This is a genomic window from Candidatus Poriferisodalis sp. (assembly GCF_965198245.1).
Lineage (GTDB): Bacteria > Actinomycetota > Acidimicrobiia > Acidimicrobiales > Poriferisodalaceae > Poriferisodalis.
Genome location: NZ_OZ240249.1, coordinates 3,150,469 through 3,170,562, shown reverse-complemented (window position 1 = coordinate 3,170,562; position 20,094 = coordinate 3,150,469). Strand labels below are relative to the sequence as shown.

Below are 20,094 nucleotides of genomic sequence, written 5' to 3'. Positions count from 1 at the left end.
TTGCTGAGGGCCCGGCCCAGCGGTCGCCGTGCGCCTTGGGCTGGTTGTATGGTCGTTAACTGGTGACCATGGTGTGTTTGTTGTGACTAGACTGTGTTCATGGCAGGGGATGAAACAAGCAGGCACTACGGCGCATTGGCTGGACGTGTCGTTCCAGCCGGCGAGTTCAAGACGAACTGTTTGCGCCTGATGGACGAGGTGCACGAGACCGGTGCCGAGATCGTCGTCACCAAACGGCGGCGTGCGGTGGTGCGAGTGAGCGCAATCCGAGATGGACGGCCGAAGCTGGTGGGGTCGTGTGTGGGCCAGCTTCGAATTCTCGCCGATATCGACAGCGAGCCGGCGATCCCAACCGAGGACTGGGACATGATCGCCCGGCCCGAGCAGGTGGTCGAATCGGCCCCGCAGCAGTGAGCCTCGTGCTTGACACCAATGTGCTGCTGCGCTTGGTGTCCGACAGCGCCGACCTCAGCAATGAGTTCAAGGACGCGGTGGAGAGCGCTCTTGATGACGGCGAGGTGACGGTTTCTGCGATCACCTTCGTGGAGACGACTCGGCTGCACCATCATGGCCGCATCAACCTCGGCCAGCATCCGGCGACATGGCGCCGGGAGCGTCTCGCATCGGGTCTGCGCGAGCTGCCCGTTGACGGTGACATCGCTGTCGAGTCGGTCTTGCTGATGAACTCGGGTTTTCACCGCGATCCCGCCGACCAGGTGATCGTCGCCACGGCCATGCTCCACGGATTGACGCTGGCGACGACAGACGCAGCGATCCATGACTGGGCCGAAAGGACTCGTCTCGTCCAGTTGCTCGATCCAGCAGCCTGATCTCGTCAATCGACACCATCGCTCACGAACGTCGATATGCAATCGGCGCTCCCGCCGCCATTCACCGAGTCGGGGCGATGCAAGCTGAGCTAGGACTGGCGCTGGTCGGGCCGTAGCCTGCGCTGGTCATGTCCGGTACGCCTTCGACGCCTGCGCGCCCTTCCGGCGGTGATGACCCAACAGCCGGGAAATCCTTCCGGACGCCGATCGGGACGCACGACCTGGCCCCGCCCGAATCGGGCCGTTGGGTTGCGCTCTTGGGCACATTCATCGGCGCAGCGGACCGGGCGGGCTTCGGCTACCTGCAGACGCCGATCTTCGAGGACATCGGCGTGTTCAGCCGCATTGGCGAGGGCACCGATGTGGTCGGCAAGGAGATGTACGAATTCGCCGATCGCAGCGATCGACGGCTCGCGTTGCGGCCCGAGGGAACGGCATCGGTGTGCCGCGCATTCGCCCAGCACCGGCCGACGACGCCCTGGAAGGTTTGGTACCAGGGACCGTTCTTCCGCTACGAGGCGCCTCAAGCGGGCCGCTACCGCCAGTTCCACCAGATCGGCGCAGAGACGCTGGGCACCGACGACCCTGACGCTGACGTCGAGATCATCGCTCTAACAGCCGAGTTCTTCGGTGCCATCGGGCTGCAGCGGGTGCCGCTGCTGTTGAACTCCATGGGCGACGCCGACACCCGCTTGGCGTATGGCGAGGCACTCACCTCCTACCTGCAACGCCGGGCTGACGACGTAGATCCCGCCGACCGGGACAAGATCGAGCGCCACCCGCTGCGCATCCTGGACTCGAAACGTGCCGCAACCGCAGCGGTGGCTGCTGAGGCCCCGCAGATCACAGACTTCCTGTCTGGCGAGACCGCCGCCCACTTTGAACGGGTGCGCGCGGGACTGGACGCGCTGGGCATCGAACACGCAGTCGAGCCCAAGCTGGTTCGGGGTCTCGACTACTACACCCGCACCACGTTCGAGTTCCGCGCTGCGAGCCTGGACGCCGCCCAGGACACCATCTGCGGCGGCGGTCGCTACAACGGCCTCGTCGAGGCACTCGGTGGGCCGCCCACGCCAGGCATCGGGTTTGCGCTGGGCATCGAGCGGCTGCTGCTCGCATGCGATGCCGAGGGCGTCTTCGACGTGCCAGCGCAGCGAGCCGAGGTGTGGGTGATCGACACCGCTGGAGGTGCTGCGGCACGCGACCTCACACACCAGCTGCGCTCGGTCGGAGTGCGAGCCGACCGTGCCTTCGACGACCGATCCATACGGGCGCAGATGCGGGCCGCCGACCGCTCCGGTGCCGAGATCGCGCTCATCGTGGGAACCGACGAGATTGACGCCGGCACGGTCACGGTCCGGCCGCTGCGACACGCCGACGGCGGCAGTACAGACATGCCGCAGCAGACCGTGCCGCGGTCGGAATTGCTTGGCACGCTGCGAACCGTCTTTGACGTGCTGAACGCCCCGGCACCCGCTTCGGGCGACAGCTCGAACCCAGCTTGAATCCCAAAGGACTGACCGAGTGATCACTGGCATGCGAACCGACTATTGCGGGCGGCTCAGCCGCGCCGATATCGGACGGAACGTCACCGTGTGCGGATGGGTTTCCCGGCGTCGTGAGCATGGCGAGCACCTGGCCTTTGTCGACCTGCGCGATCGGACCGGCATTGTGCAGTGTGTCGTGGATCACGCTCACGACTTGCGCTCGGAGTACGTGCTGGCGGTGACCGGGACAGTCCGGGAGCGCCCAGCAGATACTGCGAATCCCGACCTGGCCACGGGCGAGATCGAGATTGGCGATGCAACCGTCGAAGTGCTGTCTCGCTCGGAGCCGCCGCCGTTCCAGATCGACGGTCGCAGCGACGTCGACGAAATGCTGCGCATCCGGCATCGGTACCTGGACCTGCGCAACCCCCGCATGCATTCGAACCTGGTGAAACGAGCGCGCGTCAACGCAGCGATCCGGCGCTCGATGGAGGCCGCCGAGTTCATCGAGGTCGAGACGCCCACGCTCGTGGCCTCGACGCCCGAAGGCGCCCGTGACTTCGTGGTGCCCAGCCGGCTGCATCAAGGCCGCTTCTATGCGCTGCCGCAGAGCCCGCAACTGTTCAAGCAGCTCTGCATGGTGGGCGGGATCGACCGCTACTACCAGATCGCCCGATGCCTGCGAGATGAGGACCTTCGAGCGGATCGCCAGTTCGAGTTCACCCAGCTCGACTTGGAAATGAGCTTCGCCACCGGTGCCGAGGTGCGAGCCGTGATCAGCACCGCAGTGGCAGAAGCTGTCGAAGAGATCACTGGTGTGCGCCCCGCAGCGATGCCCGAGATCACCTGGCACGAAGCGATTGACCGCTACGGATCGGACAAGCCGGACCTGCGCTTTGGGCTGGAGCTCGTCGAGCTCAGCGACCTGTTCACCGAGACGGGATTCAATGCGTTCAAGGCACCCGCCGTGCGGGGCCTCCGGGTGCCCAGCGGCGGCGACATCAGCCGCAACGCGGTCGACGATCTCACCAAGCAGTGCCAGCGCTGGGGCGCCAAGGGCCTCGTCTGGATGCGAGTCAGCGCCGGCGAGTCGCCCCTCGACGGAGCCCGCAGCGCGGCCGGCGGCCGGCTGGCCGTCACCTCGCCGGTTGCGAAATTCATGTCCGACGCCGAGATTGACGGCGTGCTGGAGCGGCTGGGCGCCGAGCCGGGGGACATGTGCTACCTGGTGGCCGACACCTGGCGCAGAGCCAGCGGAGTGCTCGGGCTGCTGCGACTGGAGTTGGGCCGTCCGCCGGTGAACGAGGGCGGGCTGCACTTCCTGTGGGTCGTGGACTTCCCGCTGTTCGACGACGTGAACGCCGACGGTCTTCCGGCACCGGCGCATCATCCGTTCACGATGCCCCACACCGACGATCTCGAAACGGTCGCAGCGGCCTCGACGCGGATGGCGGCCGGTGGAGGCTTCGACGCCGACACGCTGCTCGAGGTGCGTTCGCAGGCGTACGACCTGGTGCTCAACGGCTGGGAGCTGGGCTCGGGCAGCGTCCGGATCCATCGGGGCGACATCCAGCAGCAGATCTTCGACCTGCTGGGCATCGAGCCCGCCGCAGCGCAGGAGCGATTCGGATTCCTGCTGGATGCATTCCGGTTCGGCGCTCCGCCGCATGCCGGCTTCGCCTTCGGCATCGACCGGCTGGCGGCGTTGCTGTGCGGCGAGGAGAACATCCGTGAGGTCATCGCCTTCCCCAAGAGCCAGTCCGGCGCCGACCCGCTCACAAATGCCCCGTCTCCGATCTCCGATGTTCAACTCGACGAGTTGGGGCTGGCCATCGTCGCCGGCGACGGCGAGCTGAAGCACAGCGTCGGCGACGGCGAGCTGAAGCACAGCGTCAACGATGAAGAGGATGAATCATGAGCAGCAGCGATCTGGCAGCGGTGGTGGTGACGGTTTGCGTCGTGGTCGCGCTTGTCGCGCTCATCGCCGTGCTGACGCAGGCGTTCGCCTTGATGCGGGAACTGCGGCGCAAGCTTGAGGACTTCGACGCCAAGGTCGGACCGGCGCTAAGCCAGCTGGCGGACACCGCCGAGATGGCCCAGACCGAGATCAACCGGTTGCGCGACCTGATCAACGTGGCCCAGAAAGTCGCAGGACTGGCTGAGTCAGCCGGGGCAGCCACGGCACGCGTCGCTTCGGTGCCGGTCGACAAGGTCCGCTCCGCTCTTTCTGCGTTGCGCGGAGCGCAGACATCGGGCACAGGACGGGGCAAGGCCTCCGACGAAGGGCGCGAGACTGCTCCCAGCAGCGGGAGCACTGCTGCCGGTAGCGAGAGCACGGAGCGCTGAGATGCTGAAGCGGGTGCGCTGGCTGACTTTGGGCGCCGGACTGGGCGCTGGTGCTTCGCTGTGGATTCAACGGCGGCTGCGAGTGCTCCTGGACCGCTACGCACCAGTTCGGGGCACGGCCAATGTGCTGGGCACCGCACGCCAGATGCGCCGCGACCTGCGAAGTGCCTGGCGGGACGGCAAGCGACAGATGCAAGACGCCGAGCAGCGTCTGCGCGACGAACGGGACCGCCGCTGGGCCGAGCGCCGTCACCGCCGCGAGGCCGCCTAGGCAGCGGTGACTGCCAAGCTCACTTCGACTGCCGATGCAGCTAGTGCTGGCTAATCGTTCTGCGCGCTGTCAGGTGCCGTGGTGTCTCGCCAAGGGGGTTTCCGCCGAGTCGAGAACATGCGGTCGAGTTCTTCCTCGGTGAACTCGCGCTTCGCAAACTCCTCCGACCACTTCGTCCACTTCTCAGTGTCCTCGTCGTGGACGATCGTGAACTTGCTGGCCTTGGTCATGGTCACAGTCTCCTCAAGTAGTTGTTGAGGCTGGTTCTGAGCCGCATCGCGTGGATCACGGTGATGCTGTGCGCATGGTCATCGCCAGCGGATTCAAGGTACACCAGCTCCAAGAGATTCCCGGCGTGGTCGGGGCCGACGCGCAGCCGCTTGGGAGGGTCGTGGTCTTGGTCCAGGGTCATATCGCTGACAGCCAATTCCCATGCGTGCTCGATCTCCTCGAGGGTGAGGCCGTGGCACAATGCCGACAGAGTGATATACACATCGCGGACTCTACGAAATAGTATTTCATGTATTTATATGATTTTCGGTGTTAGATCGCGAGGCGGCAACTGCTGAGACGACTGGGTGTCGAATAGGGCGTCAGTAGCCTGTCGCCGATGCGCGCCGGCGAACTGCGTGATGCGTTCAGCTCGTTCTGGGCAGAACGGGGCCACGAAGTTCGCGCCTCCGCGAGCCTGATTCCCCACGAGTCGTCGCTGCTGTTCACGGTGGCGGGGATGGTTCCGTTCATGCCGTACTTCCTCGGCTCCGAGGTGCCTCCGACGCGGCGCATGGTCACCATCCAGAAGTGCGTCCGGGCGGGTGGCAAGCACAACGATCTCGACGACATCGGTCGCACCAACCGGCATTTCACGTTCTTCGAGATGATGGGCAACTTCAGCTTCGGCGACTACTTCAAGGCCGAAGCCATCCCGTGGGCGTGGGAGTTCGTCACCGACGTGCTCGGTCTGGAACGCGACAAGCTCTGGGTGACCGTTCATGTCAGCGATGACGAGGCGGCCGAGATCTGGCAGACCAAGGTGGGTGTGCCGGCCGAGCGCATCCAGCGACTCGACAAGGACAACTGGTGGGCGGCGGGCGATGTCGGCCCATGCGGACCCTGCAGCGAGATCTTCTACGACATCGGACCTGACCACGGCCCCGACGGCGGCCCCGCGCACGGCGGCGAGGATCGCTTTGTCGAGATCTGGAACCTCGTGTTCATGCAGTTCGCAGCCGACGGCACCGGCGAGATGACACCGCTGGATGCGCCCGGAATCGACACTGGCGCCGGCCTCGAACGGATCCTGGCAGTGCTGCAAGGCGTGCCGGCGGCGTGGGACATCGACCTGTTTGCGCCCCTGTTGGCCGAGGCCGAGCGCATCTGCAGCAAGACCTACGGCACCGATCCCGAGACCGATGTCTCGATGCGGATCTTCGCCGACCACGCCCGCACCACCGCGATGCTCATCTCCGACGGTGTGTTCCCCTCCAACGAGGACCGCGGCTACGTGCTGCGTCGCATTATCCGCCGTGCTGTGCGCCACGCCTGGGTGCTGGGAGTCGACGAGGTGGTGATGCCCCGGCTGGTGGACATCGTCGTTGACGTCATGGGCGACCACTACACCGATTTGATTGCCAACCGGCAGTTCATTGCCGACGTAGTGGCTCGCGAGGAGGAGCGCTTCCGCACCACGCTTGCTACAGGCCAGAAGATCCTCGATGAAGCCACCGCCGGGCTCGAGGGGGCAGATGCAGCAAACCCCGAATCAGCAAGCCCTGAATCAGCAAACACAGAAGCAGCAAACACAGTGCTCGACGGCGAGGTCGCGTTCCTGTTGCACGACACGCACGGATTCCCGGTGGAGGTGACCGAAGAGATCCTCACCGAGCGCGGCCTGAGCCTCGACCGTGACGGCTTCGAGGCCGCCATGGAACGCCAGCGCGAGCGGGCGCGGGCTGGTCGTTCGGGCGGACCTACCTTCGCCGACGAGCGCTACCGGGAGATCCTGGCGCAGTTCGGCCCCACACAATTCGTGCGGGACACGCCGGCGGTGTCGCCGGCACGGGTGCTGGCGGTGTTCGAGATAGCTCAAGACGATGAACACGACGGCGACGACGACCTCGTCGAGGTGTTCTTGGACCGCACGCCGTTCTACGCCGAGAGCGGTGGACAGATCGGCGACGTCGGCACGATCTCGGGAACCGACGGCAGCATCGAGGTGCTCGACTGCACCTACGCACTCGCCGACCTGCACCGCCACATCGGGCGCGTTCACGGTGAGGGCATCGAGGCCGGATCGCTGGTCAGCGCCGAGATCGACGACGGGCGCCGGGCGGCCATTCGTCGCAATCACACCGGCACCCACATCCTGCACTGGGCACTGCGCGAGGTGCTGGGCGATCACGTGAAGCAGGCGGGCTCTCTGGTGGCGCCAGACCGACTGCGATTCGACTTCAGCCACTACGAGGGCGTCGATCGCGCCCAGCTGCGTGAGATCGAGCGCGTCGCAAACGCCGAGATCATCACCAACGGCCGTTGCCGCCATTACGAGACCTCGATGAACCACGCGCAAGCCATCGGCGCCATCGCATTCTTCGGCGACAAGTACGGCGACGTGGTGCGCGTGCTCGAAGCGGGGGAGCACTCGACCGAGCTCTGCGGCGGCACCCATGTGGCTGCCCTCGGCGACATCGGGCACCTGCGGATCGTTTCGGAGTCGAGCATCGGCTCGAACATGCGACGCATCGAGGCGGTGACCGGGCTTGCCACCGTGGAGCGGCTCGCGGACGCCGAGGACACGCTGGATTCGCTGGCTGAGATGTTGAACGCTCAGCCAGATGAGATCGCCTCTGCGGTGCAACGGCGTCTGGACGAGACCAAGGAGCTGCGCCGGCAGGTGCGCGACCTACAACGCACAATGGCGTCGTCGCGGGCCGCTGAGTTGGCCGCCACGGCTGAGGACGGCGTGGTCGTCGCCGACCTCGGCGATCTCGAGCGTGATGCGCTGCGCGACTTGGCTGCATCGGTGCGCGACCGTGGAGGCATCCGAGCCGTCGTGCTGGCCTCTGCGCCCGCCGCCGGGGGAGTGGCCTTAGTGGCGGCAGTGGATCCGGCCGGAGACCTGTCGGCAGGCGATCTCCTGCGAGACGCGGCCCGGACGGTCGGCGGAGGATTCGGCGCGAAAGGCGACCCGCCACTGGTGGTGGCCGGCGGCCGCAATCCTGACGGCATCGGCGACGCCCTGGCCCAAGCCCGAGTGGCGGCACTCGGGGCTTGAGGCGCCGGGTACCACGGAACAAGACAGGCCAGCCGTGTCGGGCCCCATGAAGCGGGCGATCGGCGTAGACCTCGGCTCGAAGCGCATCGGCGTGGCCTTCGCGCCTGCCGATGTTGCGGTGGCGGTGCCCTACGAAGTCCTCGAACGCAGCGGCGAACGTGCCCGGGACCACCGAGCGCTCGCAGGTATGGTCGCTGACGTGGGTGCGGAGGTGGTCGTGATCGGCCTGCCGACGTCGCTCGATGGCAGCGAAGGACCGGCCGCCGCTGGCGTACGGGCCGAGGCTGACGAGATAGCGGCGGCACTCGATGTGCCGGTGGTCCTGCACGACGAGCGCTACACGACAGTCACCGCCGAGCGCATCCTGTCCGAACAGGGTGTGCGCGGCCCTGCCCGCCGCAAGGTCATCGACAAGGTGGCTGCCTCGGTCATCCTGCAGTCGTGGCTCGATGCCCGTGACTGACGACAGCACTGAGTCCGAAGTCGACGACGCCGAATCGGGGCGGGCGACGGCGCTGCGCACTCCTCCGGCTGTGCGCAAGTTGGCGAATCGACTTGCTGGCCTCGTAGGTCTGGCTTCGGCTGACCAATCCTCGGTTGTCGAACCGGGCCTGCTAGAGCGAGCACAGCCCGACGAGAGACCCGCAACGGCGCCGAGCCAGGAGCGGGCCGCCGGCGGTCCGCAGCCCGTCAGCGGACGCCGCGGCGTCGACTACGAGGTGGTCAGCACGCGACGCGGACCTGGCACATTCGGCGCACTGCTGATTCTGGTGCTGCTCGGCTTCATCGCCTGGACGGCGGGCAGCCGCGCCTACCGCTGGGTGACCGAACAGCTCGACCCGCCCGGCGCTCCGACGGGCGAGATCGCGCTCACCCTTCCGTTGGGCTCCAGCACGGCCAGCATTTCCGATCTGCTCGAAACGGAAGGCGTCGTACCGAGTTCACGGGCCTACGAGTGGTATGTGCGTTTACGAGGGGGTCCCGCATTTCAAGCCGGCGAGTACACGTTCCAGTCCAACTCGTCGGTTTGGGAAACCCTGGCTGTGCTCGAGGCCGGGCCGAGCCGCGTCGCACAGGCCGCCCAGCAGCCGCTCACCATTCCCGAAGGCTTGACCTTGGCGCAGATGGCCGACCTCTTCGACGATGTGCAGGGCCTGAGCTTCAGCGGTAGAGATTTCCTGACAGCGGTGCGCGAACGGCCAGTGCTGTCGTTGGTCGCGCCGACGCCGCCGGTCCTGCCCGAAGGCGTGATCGAACCAGCTGAGGGACAGCTCTTCTCCGATACGTACTTCTACGACTCTCAGACCAGCGCTGAGCAGCTGGTGGCACTCATGGTCGATCGGCTCGATGCCGTGCTCACTGAACTGGATTACGCAGATGCGCCGCGCCGGATTGGCCTGACGTCGTACGAGACGCTGATCGTGGCCAGCATGATCGAACGCGAGGCCCAGCGCACCGAGGACCGTCCCAAAGTGGCGCGGGTGATCTACAACAGGCTCGCTCGCGGGTGGTCGCTGGGTCTGGATGCCACGGTCGTGTACGTGGTGGGCTCGCAGGAGTTGACCGCCGACCTGCTGGCGGTCAACTCGCCGTACAACACCCGGGTGCTCGTGGGGCTGCCGCCCACACCGATTGCGGCTCCGGGGCGCGCCTCGCTCGAAGCGGCTCTGCATCCGGAGGACGGGCCGTGGATGTACTTCGTGCTGACGTCGGAAGACGGCACCCTGTCGTTCTCCGAGACCGACGAGGAGTTCCAGCGCGACAAGGCCGTGTGTGTCGAATTGGGTCTCTGCGGTTGAGTCGCGTCGGGCAGAGTGAGGAGATGAGCGACGAAGAGGCGCACCGGCGCCCAAGTGGGCGCGCTGAGTTGATGCTGCGCCTAAATGGGCGCACGAAGGTCGCCGGAGTGATCGGTGACCCCGTGCAGCATTCACTCAGCCCGGCGCTGCACAATGCAGCGTTTGAGCATCTAGGGCTGGACTGGGTCTACACGGCGTTCGCAGTGCCCGCCGGGCAGGGCGCCGGTGCGGTGGCAGCGATGCGCGTGCTGGGGATCGAAGGCCTGTCGGTCACCATGCCCCACAAGGACGACGTTGCTGCTGCCTGCGACGAGCTGTCGCCCGCAGCTGCACTGCTGGGGGCCGCGAACTGCGTGCGCCGCAACGGCGACCGGCTGATCGGGGAGAACACCGACGGCGACGGGTTCTTGGCGTCGCTGAGGATCCAGGCGGGTGTGGAGCCCGCCGGCATGCACGCCGTGGTGTTCGGTGCGGGCGGGGCAGCCCGTGCGGTGATCGTGGCGCTCGCGTCACAAGGAGCCTCGGTGACCGTGGTGAACCGCTCGGCGGACGCGGCCGTGCGCGCGGCCGCACTGGGCGCCGCGGCGGGTGCGACCGCAGGGATCGCTGCATCCAGCGCAGCCATGGTCGGCGGCCCGAGGGCAGTGCGCGACGCCGACTTGGTGGTCAACGCCACACCGCTTGGCATGTCTGAAGGCGATCTGCTGCCGTTCGATCCGGCGTTGCTGCGGTCGCGCCAGATCGTCGCCGACCTCATCTACCGGCCCGAACGGACCCCGTTGCTCGAAGCGGCCGCCGCTGCGGGCGCCCTGACGCTCAACGGTGTCGGAATGCTCTTGTACCAGGCCGCCGGGCAGTTCAAGATGTGGACCGGCCGCGACGCACCCATCGACGTGATGGCTGCGGCTGTGGGCCTGGAACTCGCCGGGTAGCACCCCGGCCCGCATGCGGCTCCGGCGGCCGCCGGCGACCGGAGGGGCATCGGCGTGACCATTGCAACGACAGACCTGGGCCTTTCTGCGGTTGCGGCGATCGGGCTCGGCGGCACAGCCGCGGGAATCGTCGCCTCACGCTGTGCTCAGCGCAGTTTCGGCGTCAGCCTGCACCCGGCTCTGACGATCGCGTCGTGCGTCACGATCGCGGCCGCCGGTGTCCTACGACTCGGCGACAGCGCCTACCTCGCGCCGTTGCTCGCGTTCGGATGGGCAGGTGTGGTCATCTCCGGCGTCGACCTGCGCACCCACCTGATACCCACGCGGCTCTTGCGTGCGGTTGCCGCCGCTGCCATCGGTCTTGTGTGCGGGGCTGGGGCGATCGATGCCGGCTTTGCAGGAGTGGCGCGAGCGGTTGCCGCAGCAGCCATCGGCGGGATTGTCGGGTGGGGGGTGATGCACCTCGTCTGGCTTGCCGCCCGGGGCGACCTGGGCTACGGCGATGTGCGTCTGGGCGGGTACCTGGGCATGCACTTGGGACTCGGCGGGCTCACCACAGTGCTGGAAGGGTTGCTGGCCGGTTTCGCCATTGCAGCGCTGGTTGGCGCCGCGGGCGTGGTGGTGCTGCGCCGCGGCAGCGGCCACCGTTTCGCCCTCGGACCTTCACTGGTCGCTGGCGCGCTCACCGTCATCTGGTGGTCGGCGCCGGCGGGCCTCGCCACATGAGCAGTGGGTGATCGCCACCTCATTCGGCGCCGTTGGACGGACACCCGGCCAGACGGCCGGGCGCTGGCGCTGTGTAGTTTCCAGGCAGTCGTCTGGTGCCGCGTCGGTACCCTCGCCGGTGATGTCGGGCACCATCCGCGTCGACGTATCTCTGGGCGACCGTTCGTACCCCGTCCTGGTCGGCGCTGGAGCGCGCCGAGAACTCGCCCCGATTCTGAGAGACACCGTCGTGACTGGCGGGGCGCGGCGTGCCGCCGTTGTCACCCAGGCGGGCATCGGCCTCGAAGTCGACCCGGGCATCCCATTCGAGACCTTCACGATTCCCGACGGCGAGCACGCCAAGGAGTTGGGCACCATCGGGGAGCTGTGCAGCGAGTTCGCCCGAATGGGCCTGACGCGCCGCGATGTGGTGGTGGGAGTCGGTGGCGGCGTGGTCACCGACGTCGCTGGTTTCGCGGCTGCCGTGTATCACCGGGGCGTGGCTGTGGTGCATGTCGCCACGACGCTGCTGGGCCAGATCGACGCCGCGGTGGGCGGCAAGACCGGGGTGAACCTCGCCGAGGGCAAGAACCTCGTCGGCGCCTTCTGGCAGCCCGCTGCGGTGCTGTGCGACACCGAAGTGCTCGACACGCTGCCAGAGCGCGAGCTGCGGGCCGGGCTGGGAGAGCTGGCCAAGTATCACTTCATCGGCGGCTCTGCCGCCGAGCATTGGCTCAGCTCGACGGGCAAGAACGACTTGAGCGCGCTGCCCATCGACGAACGGGTCGCTGCGTGCGTCGCGATCAAGGCCGAAGTTGTGAGCTCTGACGAGACCGAGGGCGGTCGCCGGGCGCTGCTGAACTACGGCCACACGCTGGCGCACGCGCTCGAGATCGCCGAACGGTTCGACCTGCGCCACGGCGAGGCGGTGGCCATCGGGCTGCGTTACGCGGCACTGGTGGCCCGCATGATGGGGCGCATCGATGACCAACGTGTGGCCGAGCACGAGCGGGTGCTCGAGGCCTACGGGCTCGACACTGCGCTGCCCCCCGGTGTCGACCATGACGAGATCATCGAACTGTTCGGCCGAGACAAGAAGGCCACCGACGGCATCACGTTCGTGCTCGACGGGCCGAACGGTCTCGAAATGGTGCCCAACGTCGACCCCAGTGTGCTGCGCAGCGCGCTCGAGCGGATGTGATCGAGGCCATGGCTCGCCACGTCGTACTGCTGCTGTCGGGTCCGAACCTGAACCTGTTGGGAACCCGCGAACCTGAGATCTACGGCACCGACACGCTGCTCGACCACGTTCGGGCCGCACGCCGAGCGGCAACCGAACTCGGCTGGGATCTCGAGCACCGCCAGAGCAACCACGAGGGCGACCTCGTCGACGCCGTGCATTCGGGCATCGGACGCGTCGGGGCCATCGTGGTGAACCCCGGTGCGCTCACCCACTACGGCTGGTCGCTGCACGATGCGCTCGCCGCGTTCGACGGACCCGTAGTGGAGCTGCACCTGTCCGAGCCCCGCGAGCGCGAGCCATGGCGGCGCCTGTCGGTGGTGGAGCCGCTGGCGAGCGCCCGGGTTGCGGGGGAGGGCGGCGCTGGCTACCCGCGAGCGGTCGCAGTTGCCATCGAGGCGGCAGCCGCGACGGCCGAGACGCCGGACCCCGGCGACGAGGCCGCCGACCCGTCGTAATGGCGAGCCGTGCTTGTACTGTCCCGCTGCGACCGCTGTGATCCGCCCAGGTTGACTCCGAGAGGTTGATATGGCCATCTCCACTGCCGACTTCCGCAACGGCATGACGCTCGATCTCGACGGCGGCTTGTTCCAGCTTGCCGAGTTCCAGCACGTCAAGCCGGGCAAGGGCGGCGCGTTCGTGCGCACGACGCTCCGCAACGTGCGCACCGGTGCAGTGGTGGAGCGCACATTCCGGGCCGGCGAGCGCATGGAACGTGCGCTCATCGACCACCGCGACATGCAATACCTGTACGCCGACGGCGATTCCCTGGTGTTCATGGACACCGACAGTTACGAGCAGCTTCCCGTCAGCCGGGCCGCTGCCGGCAACGCAATGAACTACCTGATCGAAGGCGAGATGGCAACAGTGGTGCGTTTCGGCGACGAGGTGCTGGGAGTGGAACTGCCCGCATCGGTGGTGCTCGAGGTGGCCGATACCGACCCAGGCGTGCAGGGCGACCGGGTGTCGGGTGCGCGCAAGCCTGCCACGATGTCCACCGGACTGGTGGTGCAGGTGCCGCTGTTCATCGAGGCTGGCGAGCGGTTGAAGGTCGACACCCGCAGCGGCGATTACGTCGAGCGCGCCCGCGGCTGACGCCGCAGGGTTGCTGAGACGGGCCCAGGTCCGCTGCCATGACCCGCTCCAGCGACCCGTTCGCAGCCCCCGACGAGCCGACCCGTCGGCGCGAGGCGCGCCAGCGCTCGGTGGAGCTGCTGTACGAGGCCGAGATGAAGTCCTGTGACCTGGCCGATGTGCTCGCAGAGCAGATCAGCGATCTCGACCCGTTCGCGCACGAGCTAGCCACAGGTGTCGCCACCCAGCAGGAGGCGCTCACCGAGCGTCTCGCTGGGCTGCTGAACGAGGGCTGGACGCCGCAGCGCCTCGGCATCTGCGACCGTCTGATCCTGCTTCAGGGGCTCTTCGAGCTCGAACGCGGGGCTGCTCCGGCCGCCGTGGTCATCAACGAAGCCGTCGAATTGGCGCACCGACTGGGCGCAACCGATCGCAGCGGGGCCCTCGTGAACGGAGTCCTCGCCACCGCTATGGGCAGTTCGTGACAGCGGACGGCGGTCCGCGGCCACGCAGGATCGCCGAACGCGAGCTCGTCTTCCTGCTGGGCGCCATCAGCGCCACCACGGCGCTGGTGGTGGCCTACGCCGGCTACGGAGCGATCAGCCTTGCCTTCGCGCTGTGGGCGCGAAGACATCGCTTGCCGACGGCCATCACAGGTCCCGGCACCGAGCGCTGAAAGCAGCCTGTGGGCGGCCGTTTCGAGCTTCTGGGTGCACGCGCCACGGCCTGAGTTTCATAGTGATTGAAAATCATTGGAATGAGGTGATACCGCGCGCCTAGAACTCCTAATGACCCGCTGGTGACGGCCTCGACTCAACGAGGCGGCCGCGGGCTCGGAGTCCGCAGGAGCTGCGCGATGGCCACAATCTCATGCCGAAGGGCCGTATCGGGATGCCTGCGTGCAGGCGTTCCGATGATGGTGCTCGTCTCAATGCTGGCGGCGTGCAGTCGGGACGTGGCGGTGCCGGCGGATCCAGCGCCGATGATCGTGGCTTCGCTCAGCACCCCGTCTGCCGACGCGCCCGCTCCGCCGCTGTTCGAACTGCCGGTCACCGAGGCCCGGACGATTGTCGCCGGCAGCGGCGAGTTCCCGAAGTCGCGGTTGCGCGAGCTGCCGTTGGAGCTGCCGTCTCAAGTGCAGATCGGCGGCGGACGCATCTGGGTGCCGTGGCCGCCCTATCCCGATTCGGATGTGAACGACACGGTGGCAGTGGTCGGATCGCAGTCGGCGTTGCTCGCCGACATGGACGCGGGCTTCCGGCACGTCGTCTCACAGCGTTCACGCTGGGAGGCCATGCCGCCCTACGTACGGGCCGCGGAGACTGCATTCGCTGGCGGCACGCGGGTTGCGCGAAGGCGTGCTGGAACCGAGACGGCCTGGGAGTTGGTCGTGGACCCCGCGGGACTCGAACACGAGACACGTCTGGTCGCAGATCGCAGATCCGCCTACGACCACGTGTCGCTGTGCCCCCCGCACCCGACTCCGCAGGCACTGGGCGTCGATGTCGGCGAAGCCGCAGCAGAGAGGGATCGGGCCAGCGCCGCGCTTGAGGCCTTCATCGCAGGCATGCGATCTCCCGGGCGCCGTCCGATGCACTCGTGGGGAACCACGGTCAACGACATCGCCAAGCTGTTGGTCTACAGCCCCGGAGAGCCGATGGAACTGGCGCTCGGCGGTCACAGCTTGACCGATCTCGGGTATGTCCCGGGCGACTGGTCAGCCGAGGCCAAGCAGTGGCTGACTCGCCGGGCCGCTCAGGGGGCGGTGACCGATTCCCTCGTCGGTCACGCAGTGGTCAGCACCGGCCCCGGCACGATTTGGGAGGCGTGCAGCGATCTGGCCTCGGTCACGCCGGGCGTCTACACCGAGTCCCATCGCACACGGCAGCTGGAGTCGCTGTGGGCACGCGGCCTGCGCTTGGTGTTCACCACGCCACCAGTCGAGCAGGCGTGGGTTGTGGATCTGTCGGCGGCCGGTCATGCGCTCGCCGTCGTCTGCCATGCACCGGGGCAGTCGTTCCTGGTTGATGCATCAACGGGGGAGCGGCTCGACGCCGGAACCGAACATCGGCCACAAGTCGAAGCAATGTGGCTCACCTGGTCCCGTCTCAGCTACCGCGTTCTGCGCAACGAGTTGTTCGAAGGCACTTGCGACAGCGAGGTCTTCGGACAGGCCGTGCAGTGGTTGGCGCAGGCCCGGCAAGCGCATGCGGCCACGATCGACTGGACCGAGCCCGGCGCCTGGGGTTCGGGGGTTCGCAATCAGTGGATCGCGGTCCGCGAATGGGTCGACATACCCCAGCAGGAGGCCTGGCGAGCGCACCGCGATCACGACTGGCACTTGGAGTTCTGGTGCAGCACGGGCATCCCCGTCGGGGTGCGGGTTGAAGGCGAGTTGCATCGACCCGAATTGGAGGATCGCTGCGCGCCCGAGCAATGGGAGGAGTTGCGGGAGGCCGCGGCGAACGCCCCTGCCGTGACGTCCGAGCTGTCCTCCACGACGTGGGATTCCGGCACCACCTGGCACGAGCGCATGTACCTGTCTCCGTTCAAGTCGCTCACCGAGATCCTCGGCTGCCCGCCAGACGACGCGGTGATTGCCGAGGCGCTGGAACGACCGCCTGAACGTCGGGTCAAGAAACCGTGGCCACCGGGCTCGCTACCGCTGACCGATGCTGAGCGCGCCTATCCACGGCCCATGCCGCCGTGTCCGCAAGCCGGCTGGCCGCCGCAAACCGACCGCTACTGGTGGCCGTTGGCGCCCAGCCTCCTGGAGACGGCGCTGTGACGGTGTTCGATGAACATGCGCCCCTTTGCTCCATCTCCCCCCCAGATGCTCGGGTGGGAATCGGACGGGCTGCCCGGCGGACGCTTGGAGTGGTTGCTGCGGCGCTCACGGCTGTTGTCGTAGTGAGCGCAGGAGTCGGCAGTGATGCGGGAGCACAGTCGTCAGTTGCGCCGGTCTTGAGCTGTACCGGCTCCATGGTGCTCGACAGCAGCAGCGGGCAATGCCGCACTCCCCGCACCGAGACAGTGCTCCGCCCGTCGAGCTGCCGGTCGGGTTGGACCCGTGTCGCCGGGCAGTACGGCGGCTACGAGTGCCAGAGACGAACGTCGCGACAGGTAGACACGGGCCGGACCCGTCAGGTGTACAGCCACACCACCTACGACGACGTCTGGGTGCCAACGGGCACGCGTCGGGAACAGACAGGTACGAGTCGGACCCGGGTTCCACCCAGAGATGTGCTCGAGCCATTGGTACCGCCAGTACGTGTGCAGGTCGGCACGCGGACCGAGTCGAGCGTCGTGACCCGTCCCGGTCCTGACGTGTTGTACGAGGTCACCTACGAGGTGGAGGTTGAGACTCAGCGAACCGTTCGGCGCTGTTCATTCGATCCCTTTGCTGGGCAGCAGTGCTGGAACGAGACGATCACGGAAACGCACTCCGAGACTCGGACGCGCTTGGAGTGCTGCATCCCAGGCCCGCCGATTGTCGAGACCGTGACGACACAGGTGCCTGTGTATGAATGGAGGAGATCCCATACGGTGACCATCCCCGGCTATTGGCGCGAAGAGCCGATCTATAGCGAGGTGGAGACCGGCTACTGGGATCGCGTGCCGACGATCCACTACACGACCGAGCCGATCTACGAGACCGTGGTCGAATGGCAGACCCGGTCTGTTTCGTGGGGGTCGTGTCGCACGGGCTGGGTACGTGCTGGCAACCAATGTCAGCGGACGAGGCTCGGAAATCCGTCAGCACCGCCGCAACAGAGCTGCCCGTCTGGGACAGTGCCGCGCTACTCGGACGCCGTGGGCGGAATGGGCCTCAGCGTGCTGTCGTGCCAGTCGCCGAGTCCAGGTTCAGATGTGGACACTGGCACCGACCAGGATGCCGGCGGAGGGTCTTCGGTGACTCCGGACGGCACCGCCCGGCCCCTGCATCACCTTGCGGGCGAGAATGACGAGCGGCTTGCAGAACTCGGGATACATCGCTGCTCGGACGGCTTGCTGTCCTACGTTCCGTGCGACGAGCTTCCAGGACGCGTGTGGGACTCCGATCCCGACGTATGCGACGGCATCGACGGGACGGTGTACCGACCGGATCACGGCGGCAGCTGCGTCACCGAGAGCGACCTGCTCGACAAGTGCGTCTCGCCAGGCGACTGCGAACAGACCACCATCCGCACCTATTGCCCAGCGATCGGTGAGCTCTCCCATACGCAGATCCAAGAGCACGTTCACGCCGATCGCGGTCCCGAGACGTACCGGGTGTGCGTGTTCGACTGCTCAGACTTCGCTGCGCTGCCCTCCTATGTGCGGAGCCGCATCAGCGGTTCGTTCGATTACGGCTGCCTTCCGTCGGACGATGGGAACGACGAGGACGACGGCGACGACAGCGAAGACAGCGACGGCGACGACAGCGACGGCGACGAAGAGGACGAAGACGGCGAGGACGGTGAGGACGAGGATGGCGAGGACGATGACAGCGACGAAGAGGACGAGGACGGCGACGAAGAGGACGGCGACGAAGAGGACGGCGACGAAGAGGACGAGGACAGCGACGAGGAGGACGGCGAGGACGGCGAGGACGGCGAGGACGGCGATGGCGAGGACGACGGTGGCGAAGACAGCGAAGAAGAGGACGACGGCGGGCCCGGCATCAATCGGCCGGTAGTCGCTCCCCACGATCCCGGGCGTCCTGACGGCCCCGGCTCCGGTCCAACCGCCCGCCCGGAGAACAAACCGGGACCGGGCGGATCAACTGGGCCAGAAGGCGACGAATGCCCCGCATCGCCGACTCCGGAGATCGCAGCAACGGCCGTCGACGAGCTGGCGTGGGCGTCTCATGTACGTGCGGCCTCTGGGGGCTCGAGTCCCCAGCAGCACATGCCCGGTGGGGGAGAGTTCCTGCTGGTGGCGCCGGGCCGCGGCTGGATGCAGGCGCTCGGTTCGCTGGATGTCGTCGACGGGGACTGCGGCTGGGTCGCAACCTGGTTGCGCTCGAACTGGCACGAGATGCGGCCGTGGATCGCCGCCGAGCGCCGGCTCATGGAGGGCAATGCCGGCGCCCGTCATCTCGTTGACCGCTGGGATGTACTCGGCGAGGACCAGCAATTGTTGCTGCGCCAGTGGCACCAGCAGGGGGCGGATCCGGCCGAGCTTGCATGCCCGGCCGCAGACGCCGCCAGCTCGGGAGCCGCGGCGGCCTGCGGATGGCTCTTCCGTCACCCAGGGGTATATGCCTGGGATGTCCAAGCGTGCTTCGAGCCCCAACAGGCGGCGGAGTGGGCGGGCACGGGAAGCCCTCAGCCGCTCGCCGACGATGCGTGCTGGGTCACCCTCGCCTCGGGCGTGGACTGGATCAGGTCGCTGAGCGATTACGCAGACGGCCGAGTGACGGTCACCGCAAGCGGAGCAGGGCTGTGACCTTGTCGTCGCCCGCCGGTTACCTCGGCGACGAGCAGCAGGCAGCGGTGGCTGGCTTGCCTCAGCGAGGTCCCGAACCTTGGCGGCTCAGCGCCGCACTGGCGATCGTCGCCATCGTGGTTGCGGCGATCTGGCTCTGGGGCCGCCCGCACACTGAGCCACCTCCAGCACTCATAGCCGTGACCTCCGAGGCATGGATGGCAGGTCAGTCTCCCGGAGCGTTCGAAGTGGTGGGAGTACCGGAGGCGCTTGCAACCCGGTTCGCCGATCCCGACGCGATTGTTGGACGAGCAGTAGCGCACGACGTGCCTGCGGGCACCTTCGTCACACCTGCGCTGCTGAAGGCACCTCAAGATGTCGCGGGCGCTGTCACGTTGATCCAGTTCGCGGCCGAAACGGGAGCATGGCCTGCACCTGGGCCTGACGCCGGAAGCCGGGCCGTGTTGTCGACGGTGCTCGGCGGATGCGCGATCGATGTGACGACGCTCGCCGACGGTGATGACGGTCGCATTGTCGTTCGGGTGGACGCGCCCTTTGCCGCCCGTCTTGCGGCAGCCGTGGAACTGGGTGGGTTGGTGGTCTGGCCGGCGCCGCCTGATGGCTGGCCGCTGTGCCCTTCGGGCCGTTCGACGCGCCTGGCGCCGTCGACACCTGCCGCGGACGCCCCCGCACCGCTGCCGAGCTTCAATCCGGCAGGGAGTTGAGC

General features: G+C 67.2%; 21 protein-coding genes. 19 read left to right on the top strand and 2 right to left on the bottom strand.

Going from position 1 to position 20,094, the window contains the following annotated elements:
* Positions 1–99 precede the first annotated feature (99 nt).
* The 6 genes from ACOCMM_RS14205 (at position 100) to ACOCMM_RS14180 (ending at position 4,934) form a co-directional block, all read left to right on the top strand.
* A complete protein-coding gene (locus tag ACOCMM_RS14205; RefSeq protein WP_419553790.1) occupies positions 100–414 on the top strand; it encodes a type II toxin-antitoxin system Phd/YefM family antitoxin in 315 nt (104 codons plus the stop codon).
* A gap of 5 nt (positions 415–419) precedes the next feature.
* Positions 420–830 carry a type II toxin-antitoxin system VapC family toxin gene (locus ACOCMM_RS14200; RefSeq protein ID WP_419553789.1) on the top strand — a complete coding sequence of 137 codons (411 nt, stop codon included), beginning with the start codon at positions 420–422 and terminating at the stop codon, positions 828–830.
* 128 nt (positions 831–958) lie between these two features.
* Positions 959–2,335: a histidine--tRNA ligase gene (gene hisS / locus ACOCMM_RS14195; protein ID WP_419553788.1), complete on the top strand. Its 1,377-nt coding sequence runs from the start codon at positions 959–961 to the stop codon at positions 2,333–2,335.
* A 19-nt stretch (positions 2,336–2,354) separates the two neighbouring features.
* Complete coding sequence (gene aspS, locus ACOCMM_RS14190; RefSeq protein ID WP_419553787.1) at positions 2,355–4,235, top strand: aspartate--tRNA ligase; 1,881 nt, start codon at positions 2,355–2,357, stop codon at positions 4,233–4,235.
* Entirely contained in the window at positions 4,232–4,663 is a 432-nt protein-coding gene (locus ACOCMM_RS14185) for a hypothetical protein (protein WP_419553786.1), read from the top strand. The genes aspS and ACOCMM_RS14185 overlap by 4 nt, the downstream gene beginning before the upstream one ends.
* Before the next feature lies 1 nt (position 4,664).
* Positions 4,665–4,934, top strand: a complete 270-nt coding sequence (locus tag ACOCMM_RS14180) for a hypothetical protein (protein ID WP_419553785.1) — start codon at positions 4,665–4,667, stop codon at positions 4,932–4,934.
* Positions 4,935–4,984: 50 nt separating this feature from the next.
* Here the strand turns inward: ACOCMM_RS14180 and ACOCMM_RS14175 are convergent, their stop codons facing one another.
* Both ACOCMM_RS14175 and ACOCMM_RS14170 read right to left on the bottom strand, forming a co-directional pair.
* Positions 4,985–5,164, bottom strand: a complete 180-nt coding sequence (locus ACOCMM_RS14175; protein ID WP_419553784.1) for a hypothetical protein — start codon at positions 5,162–5,164, stop codon at positions 4,985–4,987.
* A 2-nt stretch (positions 5,165–5,166) separates the two neighbouring features.
* Positions 5,167–5,427 carry a hypothetical protein gene (locus tag ACOCMM_RS14170; RefSeq protein WP_419553783.1) on the bottom strand — a complete coding sequence of 87 codons (261 nt, stop codon included), beginning with the start codon at positions 5,425–5,427 and terminating at the stop codon, positions 5,167–5,169.
* A 117-nt stretch (positions 5,428–5,544) separates the two neighbouring features.
* On the opposite strand from ACOCMM_RS14170, the gene alaS reads away from it, so the two are divergent.
* The 13 genes from alaS to ACOCMM_RS14105 all read left to right on the top strand — a co-directional run bounded on the left by alaS (position 5,545) and on the right by ACOCMM_RS14105 (position 20,092).
* Positions 5,545–8,208 carry an alanine--tRNA ligase gene (gene alaS / locus ACOCMM_RS14165; protein WP_419553782.1) on the top strand — a complete coding sequence of 888 codons (2,664 nt, stop codon included), beginning with the start codon at positions 5,545–5,547 and terminating at the stop codon, positions 8,206–8,208.
* Positions 8,209–8,242: 34 nt separating this feature from the next.
* Positions 8,243–8,671, top strand: coding sequence for a Holliday junction resolvase RuvX (ruvX, locus tag ACOCMM_RS14160; RefSeq protein WP_419553781.1), 429 nt, complete (start codon positions 8,243–8,245; stop codon positions 8,669–8,671).
* The gene (gene mltG / locus ACOCMM_RS14155) at positions 8,658–10,007 is read left to right on the top strand and encodes an endolytic transglycosylase MltG (RefSeq protein ID WP_419553780.1); all 1,350 of its coding nucleotides are present in this window, start codon (positions 8,658–8,660) and stop codon (positions 10,005–10,007) included. The genes ruvX and mltG overlap by 14 nt, the downstream gene beginning before the upstream one ends.
* 23 nt (positions 10,008–10,030) lie before the next feature.
* Positions 10,031–10,939, top strand: a complete 909-nt coding sequence (gene aroE, locus ACOCMM_RS14150) for a shikimate dehydrogenase (RefSeq protein ID WP_419553779.1) — start codon at positions 10,031–10,033, stop codon at positions 10,937–10,939.
* A 54-nt stretch (positions 10,940–10,993) separates the two neighbouring features.
* Positions 10,994–11,665, top strand: a complete 672-nt coding sequence (locus ACOCMM_RS14145) for a hypothetical protein (protein WP_419553778.1) — start codon at positions 10,994–10,996, stop codon at positions 11,663–11,665.
* Positions 11,666–11,786: 121 nt separating this feature from the next.
* Positions 11,787–12,845 (top strand): 3-dehydroquinate synthase family protein, encoded by a 1,059-nt coding sequence (locus ACOCMM_RS14140; RefSeq protein WP_419553777.1) that lies wholly within the window; start codon positions 11,787–11,789, stop codon positions 12,843–12,845.
* A gap of 8 nt (positions 12,846–12,853) precedes the next feature.
* The gene (locus tag ACOCMM_RS14135; RefSeq protein WP_419553776.1) at positions 12,854–13,342 is read left to right on the top strand and encodes a type II 3-dehydroquinate dehydratase; all 489 of its coding nucleotides are present in this window, start codon (positions 12,854–12,856) and stop codon (positions 13,340–13,342) included.
* Between the two features lie 70 nt (positions 13,343–13,412).
* A complete protein-coding gene (gene efp, locus ACOCMM_RS14130) occupies positions 13,413–13,979 on the top strand; it encodes an elongation factor P (protein WP_419553775.1) in 567 nt (188 codons plus the stop codon).
* Positions 13,980–14,017: 38 nt separating this feature from the next.
* A complete protein-coding gene (locus ACOCMM_RS14125) occupies positions 14,018–14,443 on the top strand; it encodes a transcription antitermination factor NusB (RefSeq protein WP_419553774.1) in 426 nt (141 codons plus the stop codon).
* Positions 14,440–14,634: a hypothetical protein gene (locus ACOCMM_RS14120; RefSeq protein ID WP_419553773.1), complete on the top strand. Its 195-nt coding sequence runs from the start codon at positions 14,440–14,442 to the stop codon at positions 14,632–14,634. Before ACOCMM_RS14125 ends, ACOCMM_RS14120 begins: the two co-directional genes overlap by 4 nt.
* A gap of 180 nt (positions 14,635–14,814) precedes the next feature.
* Positions 14,815–16,746 carry a hypothetical protein gene (locus ACOCMM_RS14115; protein WP_419553772.1) on the top strand — a complete coding sequence of 644 codons (1,932 nt, stop codon included), beginning with the start codon at positions 14,815–14,817 and terminating at the stop codon, positions 16,744–16,746.
* Between the two features lie 485 nt (positions 16,747–17,231).
* Complete coding sequence (locus ACOCMM_RS14110) at positions 17,232–19,388, top strand: hypothetical protein (RefSeq protein WP_419553771.1); 2,157 nt, start codon at positions 17,232–17,234, stop codon at positions 19,386–19,388.
* A complete protein-coding gene (locus ACOCMM_RS14105) occupies positions 19,385–20,092 on the top strand; it encodes a hypothetical protein (protein WP_419553770.1) in 708 nt (235 codons plus the stop codon). Before ACOCMM_RS14110 ends, ACOCMM_RS14105 begins: the two co-directional genes overlap by 4 nt.
* The last annotated feature ends 2 nt before the right edge of the window (positions 20,093–20,094 follow it).

Bases quoted from the DNA above. Each gene is read 5' to 3' on its own strand.
- ACOCMM_RS14135 (WP_419553776.1), top strand. From the start codon at position 12,854: ATGGCTCGCCACGTCGTACTGCTGCTGTCGGGTCCGAACCTGAACCTG.
- ACOCMM_RS14140 (WP_419553777.1), top strand. From the start codon at position 11,787: ATGTCGGGCACCATCCGCGTCGACGTATCTCTGGGCGACCGTTCGTAC.
- ACOCMM_RS14115 (WP_419553772.1), top strand. From the start codon at position 14,815: ATGGCCACAATCTCATGCCGAAGGGCCGTATCGGGATGCCTGCGTGCA.
- efp (WP_419553775.1), top strand. From the start codon at position 13,413: ATGGCCATCTCCACTGCCGACTTCCGCAACGGCATGACGCTCGATCTC.
- aroE (WP_419553779.1), top strand. From the start codon at position 10,031: ATGAGCGACGAAGAGGCGCACCGGCGCCCAAGTGGGCGCGCTGAGTTG.
- ACOCMM_RS14175 (WP_419553784.1), bottom strand. From the start codon at position 5,164: ATGACCAAGGCCAGCAAGTTCACGATCGTCCACGACGAGGACACTGAG.
- ACOCMM_RS14185 (WP_419553786.1), top strand. From the start codon at position 4,232: ATGAGCAGCAGCGATCTGGCAGCGGTGGTGGTGACGGTTTGCGTCGTG.
- mltG (WP_419553780.1), top strand. From the start codon at position 8,658: ATGCCCGTGACTGACGACAGCACTGAGTCCGAAGTCGACGACGCCGAA.
- hisS (WP_419553788.1), top strand. From the start codon at position 959: ATGTCCGGTACGCCTTCGACGCCTGCGCGCCCTTCCGGCGGTGATGAC.
- ACOCMM_RS14180 (WP_419553785.1), top strand. From the start codon at position 4,665: ATGCTGAAGCGGGTGCGCTGGCTGACTTTGGGCGCCGGACTGGGCGCT.
- ACOCMM_RS14205 (WP_419553790.1), top strand. From the start codon at position 100: ATGGCAGGGGATGAAACAAGCAGGCACTACGGCGCATTGGCTGGACGT.
- ACOCMM_RS14125 (WP_419553774.1), top strand. From the start codon at position 14,018: ATGACCCGCTCCAGCGACCCGTTCGCAGCCCCCGACGAGCCGACCCGT.
- alaS (WP_419553782.1), top strand. From the start codon at position 5,545: ATGCGCGCCGGCGAACTGCGTGATGCGTTCAGCTCGTTCTGGGCAGAA.